This is a genomic window from Enterococcus sp. (assembly GCF_022711995.1).
Taxonomy (GTDB): domain Bacteria; phylum Bacillota; class Bacilli; order Lactobacillales; family Enterococcaceae; genus Enterococcus_D.
This window is the reverse complement of the sequence record NZ_JALAHI010000116.1, coordinates 20,109-34,039: the sequence shown is the minus strand read 5'-3', so window position 1 is coordinate 34,039 and position 13,931 is coordinate 20,109. Positions and strand designations below refer to the sequence as shown.

The 13,931-nt window shown below is 40.1% G+C and carries 14 protein-coding genes; 5 read left to right on the top strand and 9 right to left on the bottom strand.

Annotated features, from left to right (window positions below; genetic code table 11):
• Window position 1 precedes the first annotated feature (1 nt).
• Window positions 2-913, bottom strand: coding sequence for a sugar ABC transporter permease (locus Q0A12_RS11550; protein ID WP_291292798.1), 912 nt, complete (start codon window positions 911-913; stop codon window positions 2-4).
• Between the two features lie 119 nt (window positions 914-1,032).
• On the bottom strand, window positions 1,033-2,358 hold the full coding sequence (locus Q0A12_RS11545; RefSeq protein WP_291292797.1) for an ABC transporter substrate-binding protein: 1,326 nt from the start codon (window positions 2,356-2,358) through the stop codon (window positions 1,033-1,035).
• Between the two features lie 293 nt (window positions 2,359-2,651).
• On the opposite strand from Q0A12_RS11545, the gene Q0A12_RS11540 reads away from it, so the two are divergent.
• Window positions 2,652-3,161 carry an isochorismatase family cysteine hydrolase gene (locus Q0A12_RS11540; RefSeq protein ID WP_291292796.1) on the top strand — a complete coding sequence of 170 codons (510 nt, stop codon included), beginning with the start codon at window positions 2,652-2,654 and terminating at the stop codon, window positions 3,159-3,161.
• 31 nt (window positions 3,162-3,192) lie between these two features.
• Here the strand turns inward: Q0A12_RS11540 and Q0A12_RS11535 are convergent, their stop codons facing one another.
• Window positions 3,193-3,465, bottom strand: coding sequence for a hypothetical protein (locus Q0A12_RS11535; RefSeq protein WP_291292795.1), 273 nt, complete (start codon window positions 3,463-3,465; stop codon window positions 3,193-3,195).
• Between the two features lie 308 nt (window positions 3,466-3,773).
• On the opposite strand from Q0A12_RS11535, the gene Q0A12_RS11530 reads away from it, so the two are divergent.
• The 4 genes from Q0A12_RS11530 to Q0A12_RS11515 all read left to right on the top strand — a co-directional run bounded on the left by Q0A12_RS11530 (window position 3,774) and on the right by Q0A12_RS11515 (window position 6,619).
• Window positions 3,774-4,907, top strand: a complete 1,134-nt coding sequence (locus tag Q0A12_RS11530) for an alcohol dehydrogenase catalytic domain-containing protein (protein WP_291292794.1) — start codon at window positions 3,774-3,776, stop codon at window positions 4,905-4,907.
• Window positions 4,908-4,935: 28 nt separating this feature from the next.
• Window positions 4,936-5,271 carry a YrhK family protein gene (locus Q0A12_RS11525; protein ID WP_291292793.1) on the top strand — a complete coding sequence of 112 codons (336 nt, stop codon included), beginning with the start codon at window positions 4,936-4,938 and terminating at the stop codon, window positions 5,269-5,271.
• Between the two features lie 90 nt (window positions 5,272-5,361).
• Entirely contained in the window at window positions 5,362-5,577 is a 216-nt protein-coding gene (locus Q0A12_RS11520; RefSeq protein WP_291292792.1) for a DUF378 domain-containing protein, read from the top strand.
• A gap of 199 nt (window positions 5,578-5,776) precedes the next feature.
• Window positions 5,777-6,619, top strand: a complete 843-nt coding sequence (locus Q0A12_RS11515; protein ID WP_291292791.1) for a hypothetical protein — start codon at window positions 5,777-5,779, stop codon at window positions 6,617-6,619.
• Window positions 6,620-6,763: 144 nt separating this feature from the next.
• Here the strand turns inward: Q0A12_RS11515 and Q0A12_RS11510 are convergent, their stop codons facing one another.
• From Q0A12_RS11510 to Q0A12_RS11485, 6 genes are all read right to left on the bottom strand, one after another.
• Window positions 6,764-7,618 (bottom strand): formylglycine-generating enzyme family protein, encoded by an 855-nt coding sequence (locus tag Q0A12_RS11510; protein ID WP_291292790.1) that lies wholly within the window; start codon window positions 7,616-7,618, stop codon window positions 6,764-6,766.
• Window positions 7,619-7,633: 15 nt separating this feature from the next.
• Window positions 7,634-8,410 carry a sulfite exporter TauE/SafE family protein gene (locus Q0A12_RS11505; protein ID WP_291292789.1) on the bottom strand — a complete coding sequence of 259 codons (777 nt, stop codon included), beginning with the start codon at window positions 8,408-8,410 and terminating at the stop codon, window positions 7,634-7,636.
• Window positions 8,407-9,516: an SPASM domain-containing protein gene (locus Q0A12_RS11500; RefSeq protein WP_291292788.1), complete on the bottom strand. Its 1,110-nt coding sequence runs from the start codon at window positions 9,514-9,516 to the stop codon at window positions 8,407-8,409. Before Q0A12_RS11500 ends, Q0A12_RS11505 begins: the two co-directional genes overlap by 4 nt.
• A 36-nt stretch (window positions 9,517-9,552) precedes the next feature.
• A complete protein-coding gene (locus Q0A12_RS11495) occupies window positions 9,553-11,034 on the bottom strand; it encodes a sulfatase-like hydrolase/transferase (RefSeq protein ID WP_291292787.1) in 1,482 nt (493 codons plus the stop codon).
• A gap of 44 nt (window positions 11,035-11,078) precedes the next feature.
• Window positions 11,079-12,974: a beta-glucoside-specific PTS transporter subunit IIABC gene (locus Q0A12_RS11490; protein ID WP_291292786.1), complete on the bottom strand. Its 1,896-nt coding sequence runs from the start codon at window positions 12,972-12,974 to the stop codon at window positions 11,079-11,081.
• A gap of 99 nt (window positions 12,975-13,073) precedes the next feature.
• A complete protein-coding gene (locus tag Q0A12_RS11485; protein WP_291292785.1) occupies window positions 13,074-13,898 on the bottom strand; it encodes a PRD domain-containing protein in 825 nt (274 codons plus the stop codon).
• Between the last annotated feature and the right edge of the window lie 33 nt (window positions 13,899-13,931).

Here is a 13,931-nt window from a genome sequence, read left to right as displayed (position 1 = left end):
ATCAGTTTTGTCCTCCTGCGTAGTGGACCCAACGAGGAGCCAATTTCAGATTGATAAACGTCAAGACTAAAACGATCAAGAAAAGAATCATCGACATGGCCATCGCATACCCCATATCAAAAGCTACAAATGCTTTGTTCCACATATGAAGGTTATAGAACAAAAGCGAGTTGGCGGGGCCGCCAGTGCCATTTTTTGTCATGACATAGGCTTCTTGAAAGATCTGGAAAGAACCAATCGTCGAAGTGATGACATCATAAAAAATAATCGGCGTAATCAATGGAATTGTAATGTGTTTGAACTTCGCCCACAACCCTGCTCCATCGATCTCTGCGGATTCATAAAGAGTGCTAGGAATGTTTTGCAAGGTTGCAAGGTATAAGAGCATCGCCCCACCAGAACTCCATATCTTCATTAAGATCAGCGCCGGTTTGGTCCATTCAGGGTCAAAGAGCCAAGCAGGTCCTTTGATGTGGAACCAGCTCAAAAAAGTATTGATCAAGCCAGCCGAAGGCGACAGCAGCTGCATCCATAACACATACACCGCCACCCCGGATAAAATCGCTGGCAAATAAAACGTCGTCCGGAAAAAGCTGATTCCTCGTATCTTTTGATTCAATAATGTAGCTAGGAATACACTAAATAAAGTCGTCAAAGGAACATTGAAGAGAACAAAATAAATCGTATTATAAAGTGATTTCCAAAAAAGAGCATCTTGCGAAAACATACGTTTGAAGTTCCCTAAACCAATGAAATTCATTTTTGACGTAAGGTTGTAGTCCGTAAAGCTGCCGATAAATGAAAACAGCATCGGGCCAAGCATAAATACCATGAAACCAATCAGAAAAGGCGCCACAAATAAATATCCCCAGAGGGCGTCTTGTCTTTTGCTTCTGGATCTTTTCTTTTTCATCATTTCCCTCCTTGTATCCTCTGTTTTCTGCCATCTTTCCTCAATAAGACAGCAATGCTGTAAGTAAAGCAACGATAGAAAAGGGAATGCGGCTAGCCGCAACTCCCTATCTCAATCTGTTATTTGTTTTGTTCGACAAGATCTTCGACTGCTTTTTGAGCATCGGCTAATCCCTCTGCCGGTTTCTTATTGCCCAACAAAATTTGATCAATTTGTTCATTGACCAAGCTGCTGAAATCCGGTGCATCCAATGGCACTGGTGTAATTACTGTGTTCGCAAAGTTTTCATCCGCCATTTGATAAATCATTTGGCCTTTTTCATCTAGTTGGTCATTTTTGATCAGATTTTCATTTGCCGTTTGATTGGCCATGATATCAAAACTCTTTTCACCAAATTTTTCTTGCACTTCTGGTGTGGAAAGGTATTCAATAAACTTGTAGGAAGCTTCCGGATTTTTGGCGCCTTGAGGTACTTCTAAAACAAAACCGCCGCCCCAAGACCAATGGCCTGAACCTTTTTCTTTTTCTGGAATTTGGATAACACCAAAATCAAAATCATCGGGGGCATTTTCCATCAAGCTGGAGTAATAATTGATATTTTGTGCCCGCATCGCGACTAAGCCAGAAATAAATGGATCAGCGACACCGGAACCAAATTCAGCTTCCAAGCGATTGATAGTGTCCTGACCGTAATAATCTTGCCAATCCAAGATCCAATCCAGTGCTTCTACTTTGTTTTTTGTATCAATGGAAACTTTTTCATCTTTATCGAACCAGCTGACACCATTGTCAGCATTCAATGCCCAAACATCCGCGCCTAAGTTCCAAAGCGGATAAAAACCGATTCGTTCAAAATCGTCGCCTTTTTTGACATCTAATTTATGTGCTACCGTCTCAAGTTCATCCCATGTTTGGGGTAGCTGATCTTCACTGATCCCTGCTTCTTTGAAAATTTGTTTGTTATAAAAAATCACTTGGGTATCGGTATTAAAAGGAATGGCATAAGGGTCTCCTTCATATTCCACCGTATCCCATAATTGCGGATAGAATTCATCCGCCAGCCCCTCTTTGACATACTTGCTCAAGTTTGTCGCTTGCTGTGCTTCTGCCCGCTGCGCCACGGAATTGATGTCTTGAACAATAACATCAGGTGGATTCCCTGCAGTGATCGCCGAAAGGGATTTGGTCCAGATATCTCCCCAAGGTTGGTAACTATATTTGACTTCTATTTCATCTTGCGACTGATTGAAATCTTTGATGATATCCTCGATGACTTCTTGGCGAGCCCCCGATCCCCAAAAAGACCAAAAATCCAAAGATATTTTCCCATCACTGGTCTGTTTTCCCGATGCATCAGTATTTTTATCCCCTGAATTACTGCCGCAAGCTGCTGTCACCAATGCGGTCGAAAACAGCAACAACCCTATTGAAAGTGCCTTTTTCATCTTTTATCCCTGCTTTCATTTTTATCATTATTTTATAATGTTGTAATTTCAAAGTATCATGACTCTAAACAATGAGCAAACAATTCGCTTGGTATTTTATTCAAAAAAAATAACGATTTTCCTTTTAATGGCTTTTTTAGAGCGTTTTCTTTGAATTCTTGGTTATTTTCATGCATGATGACTTTAGAGTCCTTTTCTTGATACGCGATCCTTTTACCGAATTTTTTGGCACTTAGGGGGAAACCGCAAAAAGAAAACAATGTTTTATGAAAAAAAAGAAAGAGGGTTTATCGATGCTAGTTGTTATTGATATGCAAAATCAGATTCTTGATGAAAACAGCCAATCCTTTATTTCTGATAGTCCGGCTTTGATTCAGCGAATCGCCAAGCGACTCCAACAAGCTCGGACAAATGGCGAATACATTCTTTTCACTCGAGACATCCCAATTGATTACAAGGACACCCCGGATGAAGAACACGAAGCACTACAGATTGTTCCTGAACTACGCCCATTGCCCAATGAGAAAGTGGTCAAAAAATATTACTTTAGTATTCCTCCAGAAGTCTTGCTAGAAATCAAAGAGCAACTTTTTAAGACGCAGGATGAACAAAAGCAGATTGAAGTGACTGGTGTAGAAACCAATATTTGCGTATTGTCTAATACGATTGAGCTTCAGAGCGCTTTTCCCGAAGCGGACTTTTTCATTGATCGACAGTTAGTTTCAGGCAGAAATCATGAATCTTCCGGATTGAAAATTTTACAAGACTTTAATGTTGAAGTGGTTGATCGGACAGATAACTAAAAAAGAAACGCCAGTAGTTGGCGTTTCTTTTTTAGCTATTATGCAGTAATTCTTGGGGTATTTCGATACGAACATCATTTGTTGTTTGACAAGCAGGACAAACAAATGTGCCTTCAATGGCATCCTCTACTTCACCATAGTCATAATGAATCGCGATTTCATCGGAGTTCAGCTCATTTTCTTCTAGAGGCGGAACTGTTGTCAGCTTCCCATCTGCATCTTCTTGCAGATGAACAATCAGTTTGCCATCATAATTCTCCTTGCAATTTACACAAGATGCTTTTCCACGAATCGTAATATCCATGTTTTTCTCCTCTTTTCTCGTTTTTCTGATTCATCAGTGGAAGACGCTTCGACAGAAGGTCCCACCGTTCCTGTTTGGAATCTATCTTAATAGTGTCACGCTTAGATGCTTAACGCAACTATTCTGTTTCGGCCGGCTTTCGTTGGCAAAAAATTCGGCACTCTTTGTTCTCTTGAGCGTTTCTTTTGTCAAAAGTTTTTTTTCCTTGCACAATTATTAAGAACACGAATTATTTTGTCGTCCGAAAAAATGGCAGACGCTAGGATTAGAAAAAGTTGCAGTCACATCTTATCAAAGGAGGAACAACAATGCGTGCAGTAACATGGCAAGGAAAAGAAAAAATGGAAGTTCGAAACGTCAGTGATCCGACGATCATCGATCCAACAGATGCGATTATTCGAATTACAGCTACCGCCATCTGTGGCTCGGATCTCCACTTGTATCACCACGGTGGTGCCGTTTTGGAAGAAGGGTATGTTGTCGGTCATGAGCCAATGGGCATCGTTGAAGAGGTCGGCAGTCAAGTCAAAAAATTGAAAAAAGGCGACCGAGTTGTCATCCCATTCAATATTGGTTGCGGGCATTGCCACTTTTGTCAAAATGGAATGGAAAGTCAATGCGATAACTCTTCTGATCAACTTTATGGTGGACTCTTTGGCTTTGGTAAGTTGAATGGCAATCATTGGGGCGGACAAGCAGAATTTCTGCGGGTACCCTTCGCTGATTTCACTTCATTTGTCGTGCCAGATACTGCGATTCCAGATGAAAAAGTGCTTTTTCTGTCCGACATTTTGCCTACTGCTTATTGGAGTGTCCAAAATGCCGGTGTCAAATCAGGAGATACTGTCATCGTTCTTGGCTCAGGACCTGTAGGGCTTTTTGCCCAAAAATTCGCCGTTATGGCTGGTGCCAAACGAGTGATTGCCGTTGATCCAGTTGCCCATCGTCTGGAAAAGGCACAAAGCTACAATCAAGTAGAGACCTTCCAATTGGATGATCTTGCGACAAGTGCGGATGATTTGTATGAATTAACAAAAGGCGGCGCCGATGTCATCATCGATTGCGTCGGTATGGATGGTATCGAACCTGTCAAAGAAAAAGCCAAAAATTTGGTCAGCTTGCAAAGTGGGACGATTTCGCCGATCCAGATGGCGGCGAAAGCGGTCAAAAAATTTGGGACGGTGCAAATCACTGGTGTCTATATGACTCCGGCTTCCTCTTACCCATTACAAGAATTTTTTATGCGGAATATAGCCGTCAAACATGGCCAAGCACCTGTCATTCATTTAATGCCTAAGATTTATGAAATGATTCAAAAGGATGAGATCGATCCCACAGCGATCATTACCCACACAATGCCTTTGGAAGAAGCAGCCGCGGCCTATGACATTTTTGACAAAAAAGAAGACAAAAACATCAAAGTGGTATTAACACCGGAATAACTTTGCGAAGAAAGGATGATCGCCTGTAGTGCCAAAAATCAAACGAAATGAGCATCAGATCGAGCTGGGAAAAGAAGAAGACGTGATCATAAAAGGTCGCCGTTTTCATATCTATTTCAAAAATCGCTACATGCTGATTTCTTTAACGACTGATATTTTGACTGGTTTATTCTATATTTTCGGCAGTATCGTTTCTTTAACGAATCTGCCTGCACTCTATGGAACCATCGCCTATTTGATAGGAGCGATTTTCTTAACGATTCGCCCATTGTTGAAGATTGTTCGTCATGTATTTATCTACAATGAACAAAAACAAAACGGTGAAAAGAAAGTGGCAGTCTCTGATTCTGATGACGATGAATAAGCCTTGACGATTTTCCTCAAGCAGTATTTTCGCTAAAATAAAACACTTACTATATACTCTAAATATGCACAAAGAAAGGAGAATTCTAAAATGAAAGTATTAGACAGTATAGCATTAGCGCTTCTTGTCGTTGGCGGTTTAAACTGGTTATTGGTTGGACTATTTGAATTTGACTTGGTTGCAGCAATTGCGGGCGGATCCACTACATTATTCGCAAAAATCATTTACGTAATTGTCGGTATCTGTGCGATTTATTGCTTGAAATTTTTCGTTGGTATTGCTCGTCAAGACAATGTAAACCGATAGATATAGATTGAGACAAAAGCAAGAAACGAAGGTCCTTGACGATAGTGATTTCTCTATTGATTCGATCTTCTCGTGTGTTCTTGCCTTTTGTCTCCTTTTTTGTTTTTTGCCCTACTACATAAAAACAACTGGAATGAATTTGCGACAACATGCTGGACCTGTTCGGTCTTTTCCATTCATTCGACAAAGGAAGTGGCCTATGACTGATAAAAAACGGATTTCCAAGCTTTCCTCACTACTTTTTTCTTTTAGTATTCTGCTGATTCTTGCAGGAATCCTAGGGATCATTGTACTGACGAACATCAATATTGCTGAAAATTGGTTTGGACTGGATGAGTTCACGGTTGCAGCAACTCGAAACCAAGTGATCAGCTATCTCCCTTTTCTCTGGTACTTCGTTATGGCATTGCTGGTGGTATTGGCATTGATTTTTAGTATCAGAAAAAGAAAGTCTTTGTTTTATTGGATCGGCACATTGGTCATTCTCCCAGGCATCTTGTTTGCTTTTGGTGCTTTAACAACCTTGCTGCCCTTTGACCGCAATTTTTTTAGAGAAGAAGCTTCTGCTTCCGCAATCATGACAAAACTAACCGATAAAAAAACTTTGAAAGATCAAGAGATTCAGCTAATCAGTTATAGCTACCACGTTCGTAACGTTCCTTTAAAAAGCGGTATCTATGCCGTTGCGCGCATTATCAATCCCACCACGAAACTACAAGACGAATACTGGTACTATTCGACCAATCTTTTACAAAAATGGCAGAAAGACAGTGATACGATCGAGTTACCTATTCAAGAGACCATTTCCTTTCACGAAATTGATTGGGGCGTCATTCCCAAAGTTATCAAAGAAACGGAAAAACGCATTGAAAAACTGGACCATTATTACCCTGGAGTCAGCATCGTGATACTCAACGGTTCTCAAGACAAATGGACTTGGACGGTCGGCGTCGATGATATTCGCGGACATACTGCATTGAATTTAGTTTATGATCTTTCAGGAAATTATCTTTCTGAATGGGACTCGGCAACACATGCTTGATTGCTAGCCTCCATTACGACACCAATCAAACAAAAAAACTATCTAAGCGATCATTGATTGTTCCTATCAACGGACGACTTGCTCAAAAAAGCAATGAGACAATCAAGATTTTTTAGATAGTTTTTTGTTATTCGCAAAACTCGTCTAGCTTTTGGCACAGCGAAAACCTAAGTTATTGGCCGCAGACATCCCGGAGTTTCCATTGCGGGCTGCAATCCGATAACGTTTGCAGTAAGATTCATGACACAAGAAGGATCCTCCCCGTGTCGCATACATGGCATCATCCACTTGCTGAAAGCGTTGCGCAAAAAATTCACTGTCCAATGTACGAAATTGTTCCAATGGTATCCTTGCCGGATTGCTGCACCATTCCCACACATTACCAATGACTTGATAAAGACCATAGCCATTCGGCTCATAAAACCGGGCAGGTGCAGTATTCGCAAAGCCGTCTGCCTTAGTATTTTCTTTGGGAAACGCGCCTTGCCAGATGTTGCAATGATAATTGCCTCCTGCTAAAAAATCTGTTCCCCATGGATAAACGTCACTCTCTGTCCCACCTTTTGCCGCAATCTCCCATTCAGCTTCTGTGGGCAGCCGCTTGTCTGCCCAGCGGCAAAATGCCAACGCATCATTTCGCGAGACTTGAACGACTGGATGATCCATCCGCTGCTCAATCGATGAATCCGGTCCTTCAGGATGGCGCCAGTCTGCTCCTACAACCGCATACCACCAACTCATATTGGGGATCAGTTGGCTCTTTTGTTTCGTTCTTTCAGAAAGAAAATAATGAAAGACAAACGACCAGCCAAATCGTTCTGCTTCCGTCACATAACCGGTTGCCGCAATAAATGCTTCAAACATCTGATTGGTAACAGTCGTTTCAGCGATTTCAAAAGAGGTCATCTCAACTTGAATCTGGGGACCTTCTTGGTCCTCTTCAAAACCAGCTTTTGTATCCGTGCCAATTCGATACGTTCCAGCAGGAATCGTGATCATCTGTCCGCCTTCTTTCTATAATAATTGATAGCCGTTATAAAGATTAATGACTAACACCAGCAAAATCACTGCTTGAAATACGGTCGTCACTTTTTGTGGTGAGAGGACAGTGCTGGCTTTTGCCCCTAACAAACCGCCAACAATCGCGGCTGGAATCACGAACCACAAAATTTTTAAATCATAGAGGCCAAATCCAGTGGTTCCAGCAATCGTCACGATTTTCGCCAATTGAGAGAAAAAAATCGTACAGATCGAATAAACGGTCGCTTCTTTGATGGGTAAAGCAAACATCAGCATCAGCAAGGAGACATTGATTGGTCCACCGCCGATCCCTAGAAGACTCGCTAGAAAACCAAGGACTAGACCACAGAAGCAATACCAGAAGCTTTTTTTCAGTTGAAATCCAGGCCAGTCATATTTGGTATAAAAGAAGGCAAACAACAAGGTCAAGACGGTCAAAATGATCTGCACCATCTGTACTTGATCTTCATTCTGGAAAAACAGCAACAGCTGATCAAAAGCGACATTCCCCAAAATACCGCCTAAGATGGCTCCTCCGGAAACCCAAAGAACGATTTGCCAATTGATTTTACGCCCGCTAGCTAACTGTCTGCCAGTCGAAACCAGTGACATGGTAAAAACGGCTACGGCAGAATAAAACGAGATCGCCGCAACAGAATGGGCACCGATAAAGTCAAAAATAGGCTTGATCAGAACGCCGCCTCCCATACCTGAAACGGCACCAACGGTATTCGCCAACACGATTACGATAAAATAGATGAATCCAATCACGCACTTACCCCCTGTAACAAACCTAAAATCCGATTGATCTGCGGAACAAATTCCTGCAAAAATTGCTGATAACCGCAATAGTCCCCATCCACATAGATAGCATCTTTCATCCGTTTGCAACCACCACGACACATTTTTTGAAACGGACAGCTTAGGCATTTTTTTGACATTTCGGGCCGTTCACACACAAATCTTTTGGCAATATCTTTTTCAAATAACTGTCGTAAGGTCTGTTCTTGAATATACCCCATGCGATAGTCGTCCAACACATAAAAATCACAGGGATAGACACTGCCATCTGCTTCAATGACATATTGCACTTGACAGTTTCCTAAGATCCCGCAGGCAGTGACTTGTTGCTTGACCAATAGATTCAAAAGATCATCAAAAAGCTTGATACTCATATAATGCCCCGCCGCTAATTCTTGTAGCCATAGCTGCAAAAGCTGGTGGTAAAATTCCGCAAAACGTTTTGGTGTGAGGGCATAACTATTTCTTTCTTTCGCATCTAAATCATCCAAACAAGGAATAAACTGGACAAAATCGATTTTTTGTTCTTTTAGAAAGCGAAAGACTTTCTTGGCCTCTTTAGCCAATGGATTGGTCAGGACACAAAGCACATTGTAGTCAATCTCATAGTGGTCAAACAGCTGCTTTGTTTGCAGTACCCGCTGAAAAGTTCCTCTTCCCTTCGGATCGACCCGGTGCAGATCATGGTAAAGCGGGTGCCCATCGATCGAGAGGCCAACCAAAAAATCATGTTCTTTCAAAAAGGCACACCATTTTTCATTGATAATCGTTCCGTTCGTCTGAATCGCATAGTGAACCTGCACCTGTTTTTGTTGTTGATTCACTAGCCGAGTCACTTTTCGAAAATAATCGAGGCCCGCCATCGTTGGCTCTCCACCTTGAAACGCTAATGTCAATTGATCGCCGTTTTCTAAGTCTGCATAAATATTTTCGATCATTTTCTCTGTCACTTCTTCTTTCATTTTGCCAAAAGAGCGGACTTCCCGCAAGGAACTGACATTGGCATAAAAGCAGTAGCTGCAGCGAAGATTGCAGATAGAAGATGCGGGTTTGATCAATACGGAAATATGTTTCATGATAGCGGCCTCGATTCTAAAAACTTTTTGAAGTTACTAGGTTGTTTGTTGTCTTAATCCTAATCGAATATATTCGCTTTCTGGTACTTCAATTCGATTCATGATTTTTATTAATTTCTGAATCATCATTTCTTCAATTTCAGGATTACCTAATGGGGTTAACTGTTGCGGATCTTCCTCTAAATCAAATAGTAAATGCCCAATTGAATAAGAATCAATGTATGTGGAAACTTCAATCTCTGTATAAGGATACTGATTTGTAAACCGATTTCCCTTTCCTTGTTTCATGGTATCTAATGCTTCCTTATTGATGAATCCCCTCAACATGGAGTAATTTAATGTTTGGATAGTGATTGGGCCATTGGAAGGATCAACAGACGCACGCATATATACATACTTCCCATCATAAATATTGACATGTCCGCCATTTGTTCCAAAGATGATTTCATCGTGTAAGACAGTATCCTTAGCCTTTAGAGCTGGTAATAATGATTTACCATCCATATCCAATTGGTTATCAATACCGAAAAAATCTAATAAAGTTGCGGGAATGTCAATCGTTTGACTTAGAACACGAGTATGCTTCCCCACTTCAGCATTTGGGTAACTGATAAAAAATGGTAAGTGGATGATTTCTTCATACATGGGAGCAACATTTTTTCCTAGCCAATCATGCTCACCGAGAAGAAACCCGTGATCTGTATTAATAATCACCAACGTATCCTGCCACATTTGATTCGTCTCTAGAAAATCAATGACTTTCCCGAGATGATGATCACACATAGATACCAATGCGGCATACTCTTTTTGTAGTTCAACTAAATCATCAGAAGAAATGTCATCTGTTACTCGGCCATACTTTGGCCAAAAATAAGGAGACTCATTTGGACTGTCCTCATAGAGTTTACGATAGTTTTCTGGAACAAAAAACGGTTCATGAGGATCGAAACATTCAATTTGTAAAAACCAATTATCATCTTTTTTGTACTCTTCCAAGAAGTCGAGTCCGGCTTGAATTGTTTGAACACTTGACATCTCATTCTCATCAACTTGTCTCGTACGATTCGCAAAATGCTGTTCAACAGAAATCCCTTGCTTATTTAAAGGATTTATTTTTGCATGTCCTTCAGCAAATTTCCTAGGCACCCAGCGATCACCTTCCTGTCCACGAAATCCCTCCCAAGTAGAATAACGGTTATGATAAGTTGCCCCTCCATCCTCAAAATAGTGGGAATGGTCCGTCACTAGATGACAGTAAATGCCATTCTGTTGTAACACATCAAAAATGGAATAATCAAAAGGCTCCAATTGTCCCCACATACGATGCATAAAATTATATCTTCCTGTATGAAGTTCACGACGTGCTGGCATACACGGCATACTTCCTCCATAAAAATTATCGAAAGTGACCGTTTTTTCCCTTAATCGTTCGAAATTTGGTGTTTGGATCCAGTCATTTCCATAGTTTGATAGAAAATCTTTTGACAACGTGTCAAACATTAGCATGATAGCGCGCATATCTTTACTTCCTTTCCTTACAGTCGAATCATACGGAACCCAACTTAATTAACCACTTGAATAACATTATTTACAACATCAGGGATTACATCCAAATAAGTATCTGTATTTGTTACAACGACCGGTGTTACGATTGAATATCCCTTGGATTGAATTTTATCTTTATCAAATCGAAGCAACAATTCGCTTTTTTTGACTTGCTGTCCCTGTTTTACGTATGATGTAAAGTATTCTCCTTTCAAGTTTACAGTATCCATTCCGATATGGATCAGTAATTCTATACCTTCTGTTGACTTCAAACCAATCGCATGATTAGTTGGGAATAATGTTTCTACAGTAGCATCAAAAGGTGCATAGATTTCTCCATTACTCGGAACAATCGCAACCCCCTTACCTAGTAAGCCAGAAGCAAAGGCTTCATCTTCAACGTCAGCTAATGCCAATATTTTTCCTTTGATAGGCATATCAATCTTCGTTTCAGTTAATAAATTATTTTCTTTTGATATTACTTTTTTTTCTTCTGCTTCAGCATTTCTCCGATCTTCGGCAGGATCATACATGAATGAGATAGTTAAAATAAACGATAGAGCAAATGCTACACTAATTGCAAGTACATAGCCATAAAGACCACTGCCGATTCCGTCACTAGGACTAATATAATTTGGAAGACTAAAAATCCCCATTCCTCCCATAATAAATGACTTTGTCCCGAAAGCCCCCATAATCAATCCTCCTATTGAAGAGGAAATCAATGTTGCAATGAATGGTTTCTTACGTGGCAAAGTCACTCCATAAAGCGAAGGTTCTGAAACACCGAAAAGGCTAGAGATAAAAGCAGGTATACCGATAGCACGAACCGAATTATTTTTGGATTTGATAATAACTGCCAACACTGCCCCAGCGGTTGCAAATGGAGTTGCTTGCCCTAAAACCATTACAGGATCGTACCCTAACACACCAATATTGTTGATAGCAATCGGAATAATCCCCCAATGAAGACCAAACATAACAAGAACTTGCCAAACTGCGCCAACAGCAATACCGGCAACAATCGGACTAAATTGATAAATACTTAATACAGCGGCCCCTAAAATATTACCGATCCATGTGGCTATTGGTCCAATTACAATAAATGTTAAAGGAACCATAATTAAAACTGTTAAGAAAGGAACTAAAAAACTACGTAAAATGCTCGGAATTAATTTTGTAATCATTTTTTCCAATTTTGCTCCAAAGAAAGTTGCAATCACAATTGGAATAACGCTAGAACTATAGCTCATTAGAACAACAGGTATACCCAAAAAAGTTACATAAACAGGTGATTCAAAAATCGTTCCACTAAATAACGTATATAGAGGTTCTGCGTTAGCAGTTAGCCCCGATAAGGCGGGATAGACGAGTGCCGCCCCAATGGCCATACCAACAAACTGCTTCAAACCAAATTTTTTTGCTGCTGTATAACCAAGAAAAATTGGGAAAAAATAGAAGAAGCAATCACCTGCTGCTTGCAAAATTGCATATGTCCCTGAAGTGTTTTCAATCCATCCCAGAGAAACAAAGAGAACATTCAATCCTTTGATCATTCCAGTAGCTGCCAACAATCCCAATACTGGTGTAAAAATTCCTGAAATGACATCTATAAAAGCATCCAATGGTCCCTTCTTTTGTTGACTTTCATCTGAGGCTTCGTTTGATAATCCAGCATAGTTAATAAACTCTTGATAGACTTCTGGTACATGGTTTCCAATAACTACTTGATATTGTCCACCACTTTGAACTACTGTTACAACACCTTTCGTTTTTTTCAATGCCACAGTATCTGCAATCGATTCGTCTTTTAAATTAAAACGTAGGCGAGTAATGCAGTGAGTAAGACCAGCAATATTTTCTTTTCCACCCACATATTTTAATATTTCCTCAACTAATTCTTTGTATGCCATTTTATTCATCCCCTTATTAATAATCAAAAAGGCAAGACAAATAATTATTCCCTTCAAAGGAATAACTATCAGTCTTGCCTGCTTTACCAGTAACAACCTTTACTCGTTCTCTATTAATTTTTGAATGTGTAATGATAAGTATAACTTCTCATCATCGCTTAGAGAGACTTTAAGATACTGCTCAATTAGAATCATCGTTTTATAAGCTGCTGGATATTGAATATGAATATGTTCCAACAATGGATTCTTCTTATTCATCTCAGTACGGGTAGTCAATCGCTGAAAGAAGAAGCGTAGATGAGTGATGAAACGATCGAACGCCAATGAATCTTCATTGATTTGAATCTGATTAGATAGACGAATAAGTGAAATAATATCTCTAATTTTCTTTGCAATTAGTTGAACATCTTCTGGCTGATCAATTTCATCCGTCAGCTGTGCATTAATCAAATGCATGGCAATATTCCCGGCTTCTTCTTCCTCGAACAGAATACCCGTTTTTTCCTTGATCAAGGATAGAGCTTTTTTACCTATATCAAATTCTTTTGGATAAAATTTCTTAATTTCCCATGAAAGACGGTTATGAATACCCATTCCCTGTTTGTGTAATTTAATCAAATGGTACAAATGATCGGTTAAGGATACATACAATGTTTCACTTAACTTGTGCTGTAGTTCATTTTTAGCTAATAGAATTATATCATCTGCCAGGGAAACATACTTGATCGGAATTGATTCCATTAGTGTCAAAAACCGTTCAGAAGCTTTGTTTTTATGCAGTACAAACACTTTCTCTATTTTCGACTCGTCTGCTGCTTGTCCTGGTTTCATTTTGAAGCCTAGCCCAGTGCCGATCCAGATAAAATCTTTGCCATCTTTTCCGACCAAAACCGCATTATTATTTAGAATCTTTTTGATCTTCAAGACGTTTCTCACCTCCTTAAAATGAAAAAAGGC